Origin of the sequence: Streptomyces sp. NPDC048479, from assembly GCF_040651435.1 — a bacterium.
Classification (GTDB): domain Bacteria; phylum Actinomycetota; class Actinomycetes; order Streptomycetales; family Streptomycetaceae; genus Streptomyces.
Genome location: NZ_JBEZKA010000002.1, coordinates 351,578 through 367,219 on the forward strand (window position 1 = coordinate 351,578; position 15,642 = coordinate 367,219).

16 protein-coding genes and 1 pseudogene are annotated in these 15,642 nt (G+C 68.4%); 9 read left to right on the top strand and 8 right to left on the bottom strand.

The window, feature by feature from the left end:
* The first annotated feature begins 24 nt into the window (after window positions 1–24).
* Window positions 25–444 (top strand): nuclear transport factor 2 family protein, encoded by a 420-nt coding sequence (locus tag AB0D12_RS04440; protein WP_362676961.1) that lies wholly within the window; start codon window positions 25–27, stop codon window positions 442–444.
* A gap of 93 nt (window positions 445–537) precedes the next feature.
* On the opposite strand, the gene AB0D12_RS04445 is transcribed toward AB0D12_RS04440, so the two are convergent.
* On the bottom strand, window positions 538–861 hold the full coding sequence (locus AB0D12_RS04445; RefSeq protein WP_362676963.1) for a DUF5955 family protein: 324 nt from the start codon (window positions 859–861) through the stop codon (window positions 538–540).
* A gap of 118 nt (window positions 862–979) precedes the next feature.
* On the bottom strand, window positions 980–2,845 hold the full coding sequence (locus tag AB0D12_RS04450) for a protein kinase (RefSeq protein WP_362676965.1): 1,866 nt from the start codon (window positions 2,843–2,845) through the stop codon (window positions 980–982).
* A 168-nt stretch (window positions 2,846–3,013) separates the two neighbouring features.
* Here AB0D12_RS04450 and AB0D12_RS04455 point away from each other — a divergent pair, with 168 nt between their 5' ends.
* On the top strand, window positions 3,014–3,628 hold the full coding sequence (locus tag AB0D12_RS04455) for a nucleotidyltransferase family protein (protein ID WP_362676967.1): 615 nt from the start codon (window positions 3,014–3,016) through the stop codon (window positions 3,626–3,628).
* A gap of 217 nt (window positions 3,629–3,845) precedes the next feature.
* The gene (gene aceB, locus AB0D12_RS04460) at window positions 3,846–5,468 is read left to right on the top strand and encodes a malate synthase A (protein ID WP_362676969.1); all 1,623 of its coding nucleotides are present in this window, start codon (window positions 3,846–3,848) and stop codon (window positions 5,466–5,468) included.
* A gap of 215 nt (window positions 5,469–5,683) precedes the next feature.
* Here aceB and AB0D12_RS04465 read toward each other — a convergent pair whose 3' ends face one another.
* Together AB0D12_RS04465 and AB0D12_RS04470 are read right to left on the bottom strand one after the other, a co-directional pair.
* Window positions 5,684–6,067 (bottom strand): PIN-like domain-containing protein, encoded by a 384-nt coding sequence (locus tag AB0D12_RS04465; RefSeq protein ID WP_362676971.1) that lies wholly within the window; start codon window positions 6,065–6,067, stop codon window positions 5,684–5,686.
* A 215-nt stretch (window positions 6,068–6,282) separates the two neighbouring features.
* Entirely contained in the window at window positions 6,283–7,239 is a 957-nt protein-coding gene (locus AB0D12_RS04470; protein ID WP_362676973.1) for a hypothetical protein, read from the bottom strand.
* Between the two features lie 212 nt (window positions 7,240–7,451).
* Here AB0D12_RS04470 and AB0D12_RS04475 point away from each other — a divergent pair, with 212 nt between their 5' ends.
* Window positions 7,452–8,090 carry a hypothetical protein gene (locus AB0D12_RS04475; protein ID WP_362676975.1) on the top strand — a complete coding sequence of 213 codons (639 nt, stop codon included), beginning with the start codon at window positions 7,452–7,454 and terminating at the stop codon, window positions 8,088–8,090.
* A 68-nt stretch (window positions 8,091–8,158) separates the two neighbouring features.
* On the opposite strand, the gene AB0D12_RS04480 is transcribed toward AB0D12_RS04475, so the two are convergent.
* On the bottom strand, window positions 8,159–8,659 hold the full coding sequence (locus AB0D12_RS04480; RefSeq protein ID WP_362676977.1) for an ATP-binding protein: 501 nt from the start codon (window positions 8,657–8,659) through the stop codon (window positions 8,159–8,161).
* A 183-nt stretch (window positions 8,660–8,842) separates the two neighbouring features.
* Between AB0D12_RS04480 and AB0D12_RS04485 the strand changes: the two genes are divergently transcribed.
* Entirely contained in the window at window positions 8,843–9,676 is an 834-nt protein-coding gene (locus AB0D12_RS04485) for a helix-turn-helix transcriptional regulator (protein ID WP_362676979.1), read from the top strand.
* Entirely contained in the window at window positions 9,673–9,879 is a 207-nt protein-coding gene (locus AB0D12_RS04490) for a DUF397 domain-containing protein (protein ID WP_362676981.1), read from the top strand. The genes AB0D12_RS04485 and AB0D12_RS04490 overlap by 4 nt, the downstream gene beginning before the upstream one ends.
* Before the next feature lie 79 nt (window positions 9,880–9,958).
* Here AB0D12_RS04490 and AB0D12_RS04495 read toward each other — a convergent pair whose 3' ends face one another.
* Window positions 9,959–10,462, bottom strand: a complete 504-nt coding sequence (locus AB0D12_RS04495; protein ID WP_362676983.1) for a hypothetical protein — start codon at window positions 10,460–10,462, stop codon at window positions 9,959–9,961.
* Window positions 10,463–10,637: 175 nt separating this feature from the next.
* Between AB0D12_RS04495 and AB0D12_RS04500 the strand changes: the two are divergent.
* A pseudogene (locus AB0D12_RS04500) lies at window positions 10,638–10,841 on the top strand (DNA/RNA helicase domain-containing protein); the annotation flags it as partial.
* A gap of 86 nt (window positions 10,842–10,927) precedes the next feature.
* On the opposite strand, the gene AB0D12_RS04505 reads toward AB0D12_RS04500, so the two are convergent.
* On the bottom strand, window positions 10,928–11,884 hold the full coding sequence (locus AB0D12_RS04505; protein WP_362676985.1) for a fibronectin type III domain-containing protein: 957 nt from the start codon (window positions 11,882–11,884) through the stop codon (window positions 10,928–10,930).
* Between the two features lie 437 nt (window positions 11,885–12,321).
* Window positions 12,322–13,728: a penicillin-binding transpeptidase domain-containing protein gene (locus AB0D12_RS04510; RefSeq protein WP_362676987.1), complete on the bottom strand. Its 1,407-nt coding sequence runs from the start codon at window positions 13,726–13,728 to the stop codon at window positions 12,322–12,324.
* Window positions 13,729–14,176: 448 nt separating this feature from the next.
* Between AB0D12_RS04510 and AB0D12_RS04515 the strand changes: the two genes are divergently transcribed.
* The gene (locus AB0D12_RS04515; RefSeq protein ID WP_362676989.1) at window positions 14,177–14,362 is read left to right on the top strand and encodes a hypothetical protein; all 186 of its coding nucleotides are present in this window, start codon (window positions 14,177–14,179) and stop codon (window positions 14,360–14,362) included.
* Between the two features lie 778 nt (window positions 14,363–15,140).
* Window positions 15,141–15,626, top strand: a complete 486-nt coding sequence (locus AB0D12_RS04520) for a hypothetical protein (RefSeq protein ID WP_362676991.1) — start codon at window positions 15,141–15,143, stop codon at window positions 15,624–15,626.
* The last annotated feature ends 16 nt before the right edge of the window (window positions 15,627–15,642 follow it).

The window sequence follows — 15,642 nt, forward strand, 5'->3', positions numbered from 1 at the left end:
CTCCGGGTTTCGAAGGGGAGAGCCATGACCGCGAACAGGCCGCCGTTCCCGCCGTTCACCGCCGAGACCGCACTGCAGAAAGTCAGGGCAGCGGAGGACGCGTGGAACAGCCGTGACCCCGAGCGGGTCGCGCTCGGCTATACCGAGGACTCCGAGTGGCGCAACCGCGATGTGTTCCTCCGCGGGCGCGCGGAGATCGTGGAGTTCCTGCGCGACAAGTGGCAGTACGAGCTGGACTACCGGCTGCGCAAGGAGCTGTGGGCGTACACCGACAACCGCATCGCGGTCCGCTTCGAATACGAGTGGCGCAACGAGGACGACAGGTGGTTCCGCAGCTACGGCAACGAGAACTGGGAGTTCGACGAGCACGGTCTGATGCGGCGCCGGTACGCGAGCATCAACGACTTCCCGATCGCCGCGGACGAACGGCGAATCTCCCTCTGAACCTCCGGCCCGTCCGGCGGACGGACCCGGCCCTCAGACATGGCTGCCGCACGACACCGGCCCTCGGGCCCGGCCGCCGGACGGACCCGGCCCTCAGGCGCGGCGCTGCGGCGGTACCTCGCCGAAGAGGTCGACCGCGTTCCGTACCCCCATCAGCGCCGGCGCCAGCGCGCTGACCGAACCGATCGCACCCGCGATCAGCAGCAGCGAGCGGCGCATACGCGGGATCTCCGGATCGCCGTGGGCCACCATCGCGGCCAGCACGGCCAGTTCGTCCTCGGCGATCCCCCGGTCGGGGAACTCCGCAGGATGCCCGGCGAGTTCACGGCGGAGCCGGGAGACGGCGAGACGCAGCTCCGTCGCCCTCGGGTCCTCGCCGCTCCCTGTCACCCGCGTCTGCCCCACGCTCCGCAACAAAGTCTCCCCCTCGCACATCGGTGTGCCGGCCGGTGACCCATGGGTGTCGGTCAGCCACCCTGGGTCGCGGGCCAGTTAACGCCATCCGATGCGGTGGACGCCACTCCGTGGACGTAATTCAGGACGACGGCTGTACGGAGTCGATCGCACCGCGCCAGACCGTCACATCAAGGGTTACGTAGTGACTGGGATCCGACTCGGCCGACTTCCCCTGGAAGGTCACCAGGCCAACGTTCCCCGACTCGCTCAGCACACAGAACTTCGCGCCCTTCGACAGGTTGCCGACGTCGAGCGTTTCTGTGAACCGGGTCTCGGCCCGGCAGGTGGCCAGGTCGGCGTTCTGGCCGGTGCGCAGCAGGACCATCTTTCCGTTGGTGGCCTTGATCCAGACGCCGTAGTAGGAGTACGCGAGGTCGCCGTTGGAGTCCTCCGGAACCGACTTGACCGGCTCGTCGCCGAGGTTGATGCCGTAATCGTCCGACACGTTGAGGCCGTTGTACGTCTTGGGCGTCGGGTCCGGCAGATTCGCCGGCGCCGACGACTTGCTCTGCCCCGGGGTCGGGGCGGTGCCTCCCCGACCGCCCGTGTCCGGCCTGCTGCTGCTCTTGTCCTTGCCCTGCGACTGCTTGCCCTTGTCGTTGCCCTTGTCCCCGAGGGCGAGGTACAGGAGACTTCCGGCCACCGCGCCGACCACCAGCGTGGCGACGACGGCAATGGCCAGATTGCGCCCCGTCTTCTTCTTGGGCGGCGCGGTGGGGGTGGCGAGGGTGTTGTACGGCTGCACCGGCTGGTGGTGGTACTGCGGCGGCGGCGCCTGCCAGGCGTGAGCCTGCGGCGGGACGGCCTGCTGCTGGTGCGGGTAGCCGTACGTCGGGTTCTGCGGCGGCGGACCGAAGCCGGGCGGCGGGGTGGCCGGGGCGGTGCGGGCGGTCGGGGCGTACCCGGCCGGGGCCTGGCCGGGTGCCGGAGCCTGCATCGGCGCGGCGGTCGCGGGCGCCGTCGGAGCGTGTGCCGGGGCGGTGGGAGCGTACGCGGCCGGGGCCTGGCCGGCCGGCGCGGTCGCGGGCGGCGCCGGGGCCGCCTTGCGCGTGGTGATCTCGGCGGCGACGGCGCCCGGCAGCCACTCCTCGGGCCGGCGCAGCACTGTTTCCGCATTGGCGGACTGGCAGATGGCGAGGAGGTCCGCGACCGAAGGCCGGGCCTCGGGGTCCTTCGCCAGGCAGCGAGTCACCAACTCGCTCAGCTGCTCGGGCAGTTCAGTGAGGTCCGGCTCCTCGTGGACGATCCGGTAGAGCACACCGTGTGAAGTGCCCTCGCCGAAGGCCGCCTTGCCGGTCGCCGCGTATGCCGCGACCTGGCCGAGGGCGAAGATGTCGGTGGCCGGGGTGACTTGGCTGCCGGCCGCCTGCTCCGGGGCCATGAAGGACGGGGTACCGATGGTGACGCCACTGCTGGTGAGCGATGTCGCGTCGGCGGCCCGGGCGATGCCGAAGTCGATGACGCGCGGCCCGTCCGAGGCGAGCAGCACATTGGCAGGCTTGAGATCGCGGTGGACTATGCCCGCGCCGTGGATGACATGCAGCGCCTCGGCGATCCCGGCGACCAGCAGAAGCACGGTCTCCACCGGCAGCTTGCCGTGCTCGCTGACCGCGTCGGCCAGTGAGGGCCCGGGGACGTACGCCGTGGCGAGCCAGGGCTGCTTGGCCTCCGCATCCGCGTCGATGACCGGCGCGGTGTACAGGCCCTGCACGCGCTGTGCGGCCTGGACCTCCTGCGCGAAACGGCGGCGGAATTCGGCGTCCTGGGCGAAGTCGGGCCTGATCACCTTGATGGCGACGGCACGGCCGCCAGGTGTGTACGACAGATAGACCTTGCCCATGCCGCCGGCGCCGAGCCGGGCGGCGAGCTTGTATCCGGCGACGTGCTGCGGATCCTCTTCGCCCAGCGGCTGGAAGACCGTTCCCTCGTGTGCGCGCCCACTCATCGACTCTCGTCCCCCATGGCGAAGTTCAGTGTTGGAGGTGCACCTTATCCAAGGTCACCTCGGGCTCTCCACGTCAGACGACGGCCGTCGAGCGGGCGGTTCCGGATGGGCGTCCGCGGCACACGAAACGACGCAGCGCTTCGCCCGCATATGAGGTAAGGAGTCCTTATGGCACATGTCGCAGAACCATGGAAGGAACCGGTCGTCGCCGGACTGCTGCTCGCCGCCGGCGGCGGTCGGCGGCTCGGAGGGCGCCCGAAGGCGCTGCTGACGCACCGGGGCAGGCCGCTGGTCGAGCACGCGGTGCGCGTGCTGCGCGAGGGCGGTTGCGCTCCGGTGCATGTGGCGCTGGGGGCGGCTGCCGACCGGGTACGGAAGGAGGCCGACCTCTCCGGCTGCGTACTGGTCAACAACCCGGAGTGGAAGGAGGGCATGGGCTCCTCGCTGCGAGCGGGTCTGGAATCGCTCGAGAGCACGGCAGCGGACGCGGCGCTCGTCTCTCTCGTGGACCAGCCGGGGATCGGAGCGGCGGCGGTGGCCCGCATCCGCGCCGCGTACCGATCCCGGGATTCGCTCGCGGCGGCCGCGTACGAAGGTGAGCGCGGGCATCCGGTCCTGTTCGGCGCGCACCACTGGAAGGACATCACGGCAAGCGCGGTCGGCGACCGCGGCGCACGCGCGTATCTGAAGGCGCACGAGTCCTCGCTCGCGCTGATCGAGTGCGGCGACATCGCCGAGCCGTACGACATCGACACGGCCGAGGATCTGGCGCACCTTGAGTAAACGGCGTGGCACTCAGCGCCATGATCTGTCGACCCGGAGAATCTCGATATCAACAAACCATTGAACTTCCACCATGAGGAAACTACTATCCACTGGTCAGAAGCGCCCGACTCTCCAGACGGCGCCCGCGACCGTACCTCGGCTCTTGCGGCACCGAGTGCCGTATCTGTACGCCCGGCGGCCGCCAGGCACCGCCCGCTGAAGGAAGTGACAGCTCATGTCCGCACCAGCGCCGTCCCCGCTGGCCATCGTCGAAGCCGAGCCCCTGCCCCGGCAGGAAGAGGTCCTGACCGACGCGGCCCTCGCCTTTGTGGCCGAGCTGCACCGGCGGTTCACACCACGGCGTGACGAGCTGCTCGCCCGCCGCGGTGAGCGCCGTGCCGAGATCGCCCGCACCTCCACGCTGGACTTCCTCCCGGAGACCGCCGCGATCCGCGCGGACGACTCCTGGAAAGTCGCCCCGGCCCCGGCGGCGCTCAACGACCGCCGTGTCGAGATCACCGGACCGACCGACCGCAAGATGACCATCAACGCCCTGAACTCGGGCGCGAAGGTCTGGCTCGCAGACTTCGAGGACGCCTCGGCTCCCACCTGGGAGAACGTTGTCCTTGGCCAGCTCAATCTGATCGACGCCTACGAGCGCCGGATCGACTTCACCGACCCCCGCTCCGGCAAGTCGTACGCGCTGAAGGCCGCCGACGAGCTCGCGACGGTCGTCATGCGCCCGCGCGGCTGGCACCTGGAGGAGCGTCATCTGCAGCTCGACGGAAGCCCGGTCCCCGGTGCGCTGGTCGACTTCGGCCTCTACTTCTTCCACAACGCCAAGCGCCTGATCGAGCTCGGCAAGGGCCCGTACTTCTACCTCCCGAAGACGGAGTCGCACCTTGAAGCCCGCCTCTGGAACGACATCTTCGTCTTCTCGCAGGAGTACGTCGGCATCCCGCAGGGCACTGTCCGCGCGACCGTCCTGATCGAGACGATCACCGCGGCGTACGAGATGGAGGAGATCCTCTACGAGCTCCGCGACCACGCGGCCGGCCTGAACGCGGGCCGCTGGGACTACCTCTTCTCGATCGTCAAGAACTTCCGTGACGGCGGCGAGAAGTTCGTGCTCCCGGACCGCAACGCGGTGACAATGACCGCGCCGTTCATGCGCGCGTACACCGAGCTGCTGGTCCGCACCTGCCACAAGCGCGGCGCCCACGCGATCGGCGGCATGGCGGCCTTCATCCCGTCCCGCCGCGACGCGGAGGTCAACAAGGTCGCCTTCGAGAAGGTCAAGGCGGACAAGGACCGCGAGGCGGGCGACGGCTTCGACGGCTCCTGGGTCGCGCACCCGGACCTGGTGCCGATCGCGATGGCTTCGTTCGACGCCGTGCTGGGTGCGAACCCCAACCAGAAGAACCGCCTCCGCGAGGACGTCTCGGTTGCGGCCGGCGACCTGATCGCCATCGACTCGCTGCATGCCAGCCCGACGTACGACGGTCTGCGCAACGCCGTCCAGGTCGGCATCCGCTATATCGAGGCATGGCTGCGCGGCCTCGGCGCGGTCGCGATCTTCAACCTGATGGAGGACGCGGCCACCGCGGAGATCTCCCGCTCCCAGATCTGGCAGTGGATCAACGCGGGCGTCGTCTTCGAGAACGGCGAACTCGCCACCGCGGACCTGGCCCGCAAGGTCGCGGCGGAGGAACTGGCCGCGATCCGCGAGGAGATCGGCGAGGAGGCCTTCACGTCGGGCAACTGGCAGCAGGCGCACGACCTGCTGCTGAAGGTGGCGCTGGACGAGAACTACGAGGACTTCCTGACGCTGTCGGCGTACGAGCAACTGGTCGGCTGATTCACACCACTTCACCGCGACGCCCCCGGTACCGCACAGCACCGGGGGCGTCGCGCCCGCGCAGCCCTCCGGCACGCCCCCTCATTCCGGTCCTTCAGGAGCGATCATCCTGGCCAGCCGTACGCCGCGGGCGGAATCGTTGTTGGCGCGTATGCATCCATACGCCCACGTGCGCACTGCACTCCCGGCGGTTTATCCGGCAGGCCGGGCGCCTGTCAGGATCCGAGACCTGCCACGAATCTCGTCGGCTCCCCCAACACGGCCTGCGCGCCCTTCACATCGGAGAATCTGAACGCGAGGGTCGCTTCGGCGAGGCGGGACGGCAGTACGGACCTCGGCTCACGGTTGCGCCAGAACTCGGTGAGCACCTGATGCGGCACCCACAGCCGGTCCCGGAGCTTGGTGAGCACGGCGAGCGTGTCCTCGCGGGTGCGGGCGTTGGAACGGTAGAGGTTGAGCAACACGTTGGTGTCGAGGACGACCATCCCGGACTGGAAGACCCGCTCGCAGTCGCCCTTGAGCGGACTGCGATGGGCCCCGTCGCAGTCGAAGATGCCGCGCCCGTCGGCGCCCTGTGCCGGATGGCCCTTGCTCGCCATGTGCTGTGTGCTCCCCCCGCGCCGAGCCCCCATGATCTCGTCGGAGGCACGAGGGGCAGTTTCCCACCCCAGGGGCCTCGGAGTGGAGTCGCCGGAGGGCGCATCCGACGAGCAGGGCGCACCCGCTGTCGCCGCATCCTCAGGCGGGGCAGAGGTCGTCTTCTTCTCCACCCAGGGTTAGCAGCGTCGGCTCACTGACTGGGGCACCGGTCGGGTCAACGCTTGTAGGGCGGTGGCCACGCCCGTTCCCACGCCGCGGAAACGGTGATGTCCGCCCGGCCGCGCTCGCGCTCCACCGTCGCCCCAGCTTCGTATTCATCAGGCGTCAGAGCCAGTACGGCACCGCCGCCCGGAGCCGCCGCATCGTCAGGGGGGTCGACCAGCTGCCAGCCGCGTTCACCCAGTTTGCGCAACATGCGCTGGAAGGCCTGCGCGGCTGTCTCTGCGTCCCCGCAGGTGTAGGTCCACTGGTGCTGAGCCACGCAGGAACCGTCCTGTTCGCGAACCCATACGTACGCGTCCTCGTGTGACGGACGGCCTCCGGCGAACGTGTCCAGAATCTGGCTGGAGACCCCCTGTACGCCGCTCAGGGCTTGTTGCCTCGCCCGGAGTTCGGCCTTGGATCCGGGCGCCGGGTATCCGAGTGCATTGGGGACAGGGCTCTTGCCCTCGTCGGGCCAGAAGCAGGGAGACGTGACACCCACGCTCACCTGACCGCCGAGGCCCGCCGCCACCTGCATCAGGAAGTCGTCCGGCTTGCTGCGCAGATTGGCGACAGCGACGTTGCGGTTGTAGTCGGGTTCGGCATCGATGGCATGGCTGCCGGCCCTCCAGTTCTCGAAAACCTGTCGGACGACGTCCTTGGACTGCTCGCGCGGGATGTCCTTCAACCAGTAGTTCCTCGTCAGTGTGACCCTGTCTTCCGAACCGCCGTCGCTCGGATCCAGGCAGGGTTTGACGCCACCGCCGAACGACTCCAGCCGGGGCACCGGGCTCACGCCGCGGACCGCCTGCTGGATCAGCTCTTCTGCCCTGCGCTCGGCTTGGCTCATGTCCATGGTGGTGCCTCCCGGTTCTGCGGGGTTGCTCGATGTGTCCTTGCCGTCGGCGCCGCAGCCGGCTACCAGGAAGGAGGCCAGGGCGAGCCCCGCGGCCAGGCGTCGGATCCTCATACCGCTGCTCATTTGCGTCCTCACTCAGGCCCCTCACGCCATTCTCCCGTCTTGGCCTCAAGGAGCCCGAAACGCTGCCTGACGTCCGCGAGGGGCAGGTCTGCGCGCCGTGCGCAGGCGACCTGAACTCTTTGGCGATCGCCGTGCACTCGCCTCGACGACAGCACCAGCCGCCTATACGTGCGGGGAGTCGACTGAGAGGATCTCCGTTTGTGATCAACTCACCCCACAAGCACACCCCTTCGTCGCGACGTACACCCCGGCGGCTGACGTGGATCTGCCCGCTGCTCGTCGTCATGGGGGTGCTTGCGAGCATCGCGGCTGCCGGTGTTCTCGCTCTTACGTGGCTGTTTGCGGAAGTGGACGCCGATCTCACGAAGCAGGAGTACGAGTGCTGCTGGCCGGAGGGTGCCACTTTCGCCTGGACGAGCAACCTGATGGGCGCGCGGATACCGGAAGAGGCAGCAGACCGGCGCGCCGGGTACAAGGTCGGCATGCGCTACGACTCCGGGCTGCTGTCCTTCACACTGCCCAGCCCGCAGGCGGAGAAGTACCTCGCGGCGCTGACCCGTCCAGGCACCGTGACGATTGCGAACCTGCACCCGGAGGACAAGGGCTACAAGCCGGCAGCGGGCTTCGGTCACCTGGGGCTGCCGGAGCCGGAGACCATCGTCGAAGGGACGCGGCTCGGCGGCCTCTGCTCAGGCGACGTCAAAACACCCGAGGCGATGAATGTCCACTACTGCATCGAGCTCTTCGCGCACCAGGTGAAACCGGGCACCACACGGTTCTACATGCGTTCGACGATTGAGCCGAGCGTGAGCCCACCGCCCGCACCGTCGAAGACCTGACGGCTGGACTCTGGATCCAACCGGACACGCAGGAGACCCGTCTCGCGCGAACCCGCACTCCATACGCCTCAGCAATCCACGTCGTCCCGACGTGCGGTCGGCAGTCGCAGCTCCGCCCAGACACGCTTTCCGGGGGCGCCGGGGCGGGGTGTTACGCCCCAGCGGTCGGCGAGCCGGGCGACGAGGTACAGGCCGCGGCCCGACTCCTCGTCGAGGGGTGGGGGCGTCTCCGCGGACTCGGGGGCGGGGCATCGCTCGGTACGGGTGTCGGCGACCTCGATGCGGAGGGTGGTGGCCGGCGCTGCGGCCGTCGCTGTGAGGCGGAGGTGGAAGTCCCGGCCGGGAACGTGGCCGTGGCGCACGGCGTTGGCGGTGAGCTCGGCGGCGATGAACGTGATCGTCTCGTTGGGCGTGGAGTCGTAAGGGTGACCCCACTCGTGAAGCCGGTGCGAGACGAGCCGGCGGGCGAGGCGGGCGCCGCGTGGGGTGGAGATGAAGTGCATCGTGAACTCGTGGGCGGATGGCGGGGGTTGCTGGGCTGCCACGGGCGGGGTAATTGCTCGGTTCATGCGGAAAACGATCTCGACGCGTGCATACCTTTGACCAGGAGGGACGCGCTGACGGGCACGGGCTGTACGCGTTCCGCGCGGTGATGTACGCGGCTCGGGGCGTGACCGGTTCCGGGGCGGTGCGTTGGCCGCGCAGGTGTGGTGGACGGCGGCGGGCGTGGCGGTACGGGAGGTGCGGGGGTCGTGGACGATCAGCAGCAGGCGGAGCACGAGTACGAGCCGGGATCGGGCATCCTGCACATCTTCGGGCAGCAGTTGAAGCTGTGCCGATTGCGGGCGGGGCTGGAGCGGCCGGAGTTCGGGACGCTGACCGGGTACTCGGCGTCGACGATCGCCTCGTTCGAGCAGGGGCGCCGGATCCCGCCGCCGAGGTTCATCGACAAGGCGGACGAGGTGCTGGACGCGGGCGGGTTGCTGCGGGCGAGCAAGGAGGAGGTGGCGCGGGCGCAGTATCCGGCGTTCTTCAGGGATGCGGCGAGGTTAGAAGCGCAGGCGGTTGAGCTGCACGTGTATGCGACGCACGCCGTGCCTGGGCTCTTGCAGACCGAGGAGTACGCACGGGCTGTGTTCGCGATGCGCCGCCCGCTCCTGGACGAGGAAACCGTGGCCCAGCGGGTTGCCGCTCGCCTTGCCAGGCAGGAGATCTTTTCCCGGACGCCGCTCCCAACCATCAGCTTCGTCATCGAGGAGGCTTTGCTGCACCGCCCCTTGGGTGGGCGGAGCGTGATGCGCGGACAGCTGGAACAGATGCTGCTCTGCGGCCAGCGTCGCAATGTCGAGTTGCAAGTGATGCTGACCGACCGTGAGGAGCACGCCTGCTTGGCTGGCCCGTTCACCTTGATCGAGACGAAGGAAGAGCGGAGGATCGCGTACGTTGAGGCGCACAAGGACAGCCGTCTCTACACGGAGCGACAGCCCGTCCGGGAGATCGAGGAACAGTACGGGATCCTCCGGGCCCAGGCACTCACTCCGCGCGAATCGCTGGCCCTCGTCGAGAAGTTGCTTGGAGAGAGATGAACGTCGAAACGCGCGTGCAGTCCGTTCCGGATTCGGCCTGGTTCAAGAGCAGCTACAGCAGCGGCGAGGGCGGCGAGTGCGTTGAGGTCGCGGCCTGCCCCGGCACCGTTTGCGTCCGCGATTCGAAGGACACGGCGGGGCCGACCCTTCGCGTTTCCTCCGATGGCTGGGCTGCCTTCGTGGAGTTCGCCGCGCAGGGCTGACCGCACACGAACGACGGCGCCCCGCCACCGGAAGCGATCCGGTGACGGGGGCGCCTTTGTACGCGCCTGTACGCGAGGCTCAGTCGGTCTTCTTCGCCCGGCCGCGTGTCTTCTTCTCCGGGCGCCAGGCCGTGAGGTCGTCCGCCGACAGCCCGTGCTTGCCGCGCTGCTCGTCCAGGTACGCCTGGTACTCCTCGGCGGGGTTACCGCCCCACTCCTCGTCATGCTCACCGTGCCACTGGCGGACCCGCGGCATCAGTTCCTGGATGCCCGCGATGAGCGGCGTGAGGCGCGGAGTGTCCCAACCGGCCTGCTCGGTACGGTCGTTGATCACGTTGACCAACGCCTGCACCTGGTCCTTATGGTCCCAGCCGGCCCAACCGAGCAGGAGCGTCGGGTCGGAGTCAGGCGACGCGTCGGGGTAGGAGATGAACCGCTCCTTGGGTACGTCTAGCTTCCCGCGGTGCGACCAGTAGGACGCCTTAAGGAAGTCCGCGGACGCGTACTTCGGCGGCACGGGGATGTCGAGCCGCTGACCCGTCTCGTCCTCCTCGCGCTGAAGATGCCGTGCCGCTCGAACCACGCGGTCTCGGCCTCCCCAGCGGCGAGCTCACGGGCTAGCACAATCTCGAACGCCCGACTCCCGAGGGCGACTTCGGGCACGTCGGCAGTTCGGGGAAGGGTTGTACGTGCCACGTCATCAGGGCTGAGGAGGCTGTATGCGCCGTAAACAGTCCAGTCCAGCTCTTCTTGGAGGGGTCACGGACCGGACTGCCTCGAAGGATCCGGTGTTCAAGAAGGCCACCCCCGGGGCAGATGTGGACCGGCTCATCCGCAACACTTACAAGGTGCTGCTGACACGCGGCATGGTCGGCACGGTGATCTACTCGACGGACGCCGAGACGCGAGCAAAGCTGCGAGAGCTGATCCTGGGCGAACTGGCGGCGCCGGTCGGCGTGTGAGCCGCACCTGATCCACACGACCTCGGGGTCCTGCCGTCCGGTAGTCGTCGAAGACGCTGTCGCGCTCCGCCGCTTTGGACCCAGGTTCAGCCCCCGCCGATCACCACCGAGCGCTGCGCGGAGAAGTCTCCCCACTTCCCGTCAGGGAGCTTGGCGCGGATCTTGATGCTGTAGCGGGTGCCGGGCTTGTCCGTGACCATCATCGTGTACGTCGCCGAGCCGGCGGGCGGCTCGGCTCCCCAGACGATGGTGGTGGCCAACTTCCCGTTCAGGAACAGCTGATGCTCCTTGACGGGCCCGCCGGTCTCCGGCGGGGTCCAGGCCAGATCGACGTTCCCCTTGCGGGCCGTGGCCTTCAGACCGGTGGGAGCCGTGCTGGGGCCTTCGCCGGGCGCGGCAAGGGTGGTGAGATCGACGGCGGCGCTGTCCGGCGACGAGTTCTCGGCGGCGTCCCGCGCCCGGACGGTGAAGGTGTAGACGGTGCCGGGCCGCAGGCCGGTGACGCGGGCGTTGGTCTCGGTGCCGGGCACGCTGTGGATGCGGGAGTCCTCCTGGTAGATGTCGTACGACGTGACGCCCATGTTGTCGGCAGCCTTCCCCCAGCTGAGGGTGACCGCCCGGCCTCCGTCGACCTTGCCCCGCAGCTTGGCCGGCGGCGTGGGCGCCTTCCTGTCCTCCGGCGTGGGGGCCGGGGTGGTGACAGTGATCGCGGGACTGGGCTTCGAGAGATTCCCCGCGGCGTCCCGCGCCCGCACGGTGAAGCTGTACGCGGTCCTCGGGCTCAGCCCGTCGATGTCCACCATCTGCTTGGCGGTCGGCAGCGTCTTGACCCTGATGCCCTTCTGGAACACCTCGTATCCGGTGACCGCCTTGTCGTCCGTGGCCTGCTCCCACATGACATGAACGGAGGTGGCGCTGCCCGCCTGGGCGGTCACGCCGGAGGGTGCACTGGGGATCGTGGTGTCCTTCTCCTCACCACCGCAGGCGGTGAGGAGAAGTGCGGCCGCGCAGGCCAAAGCGGGGAGTGTGGGGGGACGTTGCACGGTCGGGCCTCCGCGGACGACGGCAATGGTCCAGACCTATATGCCACAGGCTGCGCCCACCCACAAGGGGTGCGCCCGCACGTCCTACGCTCGCCACAAATGAGTGACCGGACTCATCGGCGGGCATCGCACCGATTCCCCGATACCGGCGCTGTTACCGAATGCGGTGGACTACCGTGTACCAGCAAAATCACTGCCTGATCGGCCTGAACGAGTTCCTCCGGCGGACGAAGGTCAGCCCCGAGGTCCGCGACCAAATGAGCCATACAGCAACGAGGGCACCAAGCTCCACGAGTGCGGCACGACGCTCGCGCTCTGTACGTAGCAGCGTGCGGCCCGGTTTACTTCAATCAACGACTCGAACTCCGAGATCAGCGAGTCCGCCGGGCCCTCCTGCTTGCCGAGTAGCGACCGCAAACAACGGGACGAACGCCCACTCAGGACAAAGTCGACCACATCTGCTCGGTCACGTCGACCGCCGGGCGCGCACCACCGGTCCCGCCGCTGCCGGGGCCGTCCACCCGTACCGCGATTGCGATCAGCCGACCGCTCTTGTCCCGGGCGTACGACACGGACCAGGCGGTCGGCTCGGAGCCGTACGATCCGGTGGGCGGCGCGACCCAGCCGGTCGTACCGACGGCGCTCTTCCCACCAGAGGCGTCCTTGAGCGCCGACTGCAGCTGCACGGCGGTGCTTTGGCCGATGACGCGGCGCCGCGGCGCAGAGGATGCCGCGTTCTTGGGCTTTTGTACGGTTCCGTCGCCGAGGACGACGGAGTCGACCACCGAAGGGGCAACTGACCGACCGCCGTTGGCGATCACCGCCATGACCTCGGCCATCTTGAGTGGCGTGACCCTCACCCCGCCCGTCCCGATACCGGACAGGGCGACCTCGGATTCCCTCACATCGCCCGTGGGGTAGGTGCTTTCCACCACTCGCACGGGGACATCCGACTCGTCGTCGTTGAAGCCGAACGCCTCGGCCGTCGCCGCGAGACTGCTGTGGCCCAGCTCTACGGCGAGGCTGGCGAAGACGTTGTCGCACGAGTACCGGATCGCGGTCCGGATCGAGGCGCGTGCGCACGGAGCGGCGTCCGAGGTGAGTTCGGTCGTTGTTCCCGGCAGGGTGTAGGGCAGCGGGGCGCGCGTGGCCTCGTCGACCGACCGGTACAGCCCCTTTTCGAGCGCGGCAGCCGCCACGACGAGGTGGAACGTCTCGCGCGGCTCCACGGCCTCACGCAGCGCCCGGTTGAGCTTGGGTTTGTCGCTGTCGGCCTCCAGTTCCTTCCACGCCTTCTCGTCCGAGGGGAAGTACCCGCTGAAGGCGGACGGGTCGTACGAGGGCGTGCTCACCAGCGCCAGAATGCGGCCGCTGCTGGCGTCGACGGCAACCGCGGCGCCCTTCCGGCTTCCCAGAGCGTCGGCTGCGGCCGTCTGAAGGTCCGGGCGGATCGTCGTGACCACGTTGCCCGAAAGGCTGCCGTGGCCCTTGACGCCGGCAGACAGCACGTCGTTGTACACGCCTTCGAGGCCCGCCTGCCCGTAGGCCATCGACCGATAGCCGGTGACTGCGGCATACAACGGCCCCGCCGCGTAGGTTCGCTGGTACGGGAGTTTCGCATGCCCCGACGGCTTCGAGCCGGTGACCGGCCGGCCGGCGACGATGATGTTCCCCAGACCCTCGACGGGGCGAGGCGCATCGTCGGCACTGGCGGGCGAAGGCCCTTTGCCTTTGGGGCCGCCCGCGCCATCGGTATCCGTCCGGGCCGAACAGCCGAGGGTCAGCAGGGGAAACAGAGCCAGGACGGCGGGTAAGAAGGTACGGCGTCGACTGATCGGCTTCATGATGATCAGCCTAGCTGTCGTCGACATCGGGGCGCGGTCTGCTCCTCATCGAGACACTTGCCGCCCGCTGGGGCACGATGCGTCCTTCACCGGCGACGGGCGTTCAGGGCGACCGGCGTCCGTCGCGGACACCGGCCCCGCCTCTGCATACACCGCTCGCCTAGTCGCGCGCCCACTCGCCCTGATACTTCCGCAAGCGATCCGCGCGCAAGCAGGCAGCCTGTGTCAGTCCCCGGCCGTGGAGTCCTGCCCTCCCGTACCGCAGACCCGTCGGAGCCGCAGGTGAGCCGTACCACCCCGCACCGCCCCCTCGACGTCGAGCAGCTCCTCCCGGAGGTGGCCCCGTTCCGCAACGAGGCGATACTGCTCCACCCTCGCGCCGGCGAACCGACGGGCCGAAACAGCTCAGTTGGCGGCTCGCTGCTACTGCGACGGCTACGGGGAGCGCATGGCTCACCGGCTCACCATCTCGATCCGGAAGTACGACGGGGCGTCCTGGCCCACCTGGCTCCCGTTGGAGGACCGGGCCGTCGTCGACGGTGAAGAGACGTTCCGCTCCGAACAGGGCCGCGCCGCGCAGAAGGCGGCCGGACTGATGCTGGGCGAGTCGGGCGGCATGTACATCTTCGAGTGACGGTCGTGCCCCGACCGGCCCATCGGCCACTGGTTCGACTGCTCCTGAAACGGCAGGGCACTCGCCCGCGGGATACGGGGAAGCAGTCCGGTCCGACCGTATGGCAGGACCTCCGGGGCTCTTGCGACCGCAGGCCTGACCAGCCGCCAACTTCCAGAGCCACCACGAGACTTCCCCCCATCCTCGTTGGCATCGCCGTGCTGTTGTGCGACGGATACCGACCGCCAACGACCCAAGCGTTGACCGCCCTGCCCCACCCAGACCCCTCTTGAGGACTTCGTGCCTCGCCCAATCATTGCCTTGCGGCACTTCTCGCAGCCGCGGCCTTTCCCTTCGCCGTCGTGGTGCTGAACCGTACCGACTCCGCGCCGGGGGGAGCGGCGAGAGGAAGTGGGTGCTGCTGGGAGGAGGGCGTCACGGCGGCCAGCATCGTTGAACAGATCGGTATCAAAATCCCGGAGAACGCCTCCGATCGGCGGGCAGGTCTCCAGAAGACCGACATATACAGCGTCGGGATCCTGACCTTCACTGTGCCCGACGCCTATCGCCACCCGCTGGGGCGTCACTCCACGCCCCGCCGCCCCGGCAAGACCTACGGGCCAAACTCGCCTTCCCTGCACGCCAAGACAGCCAGTAAGGCATGAACGGCCGCCATACTTGGGGCATCACCCCGCGTCACGGTCGTTTGCTACAGCGATGCCCTGCAAGCGTAACTGCAGCCTCTTCTGCCAACATCATTGGTAACGTTCGCATTGATGCTAATCGGGCGGGGGCAACGATGACATTTGACGACGAGTGGGCACAGCTCAAATCCGGGACGCAGGACCAGCAGCCCGTAGAGATGCGGCTCAACCAGACCGAGCCAGACACCGAAAGCGCCGGATCCGCAGCAAACGCCGATCTAGTCGTCCACCAAGACGACTTGGGCGCAGTCGGCAACGAGGCCTTCCGGCTGCACGGTGACCTGCAGAAGAAGGCCGACATCGCAGGCGCGGGCATGAGCAGGGGTGGCGCGGGGTCGACCGCCCAGGCGGCATCCGAGCTGTCAGGGCACCACCTCACGATGGGCGACGAGCTCAGTACGACGCTCGAAGTCTGGGGCACGCAGGTCAAAACAGTCCTGCAGATGTGCGCGCACATCTCCAACCACCTCGACTACTCCAAGAAGGCTCACGCCAAGGACGAGGTGGAGATCGCCGCCGCACTGAAGCACCGTGACGGCTCGGCAATGTCGGTGTCCGAGATATCAAAGTACGTGAAGTGACAGGGGGTTGAGCGTC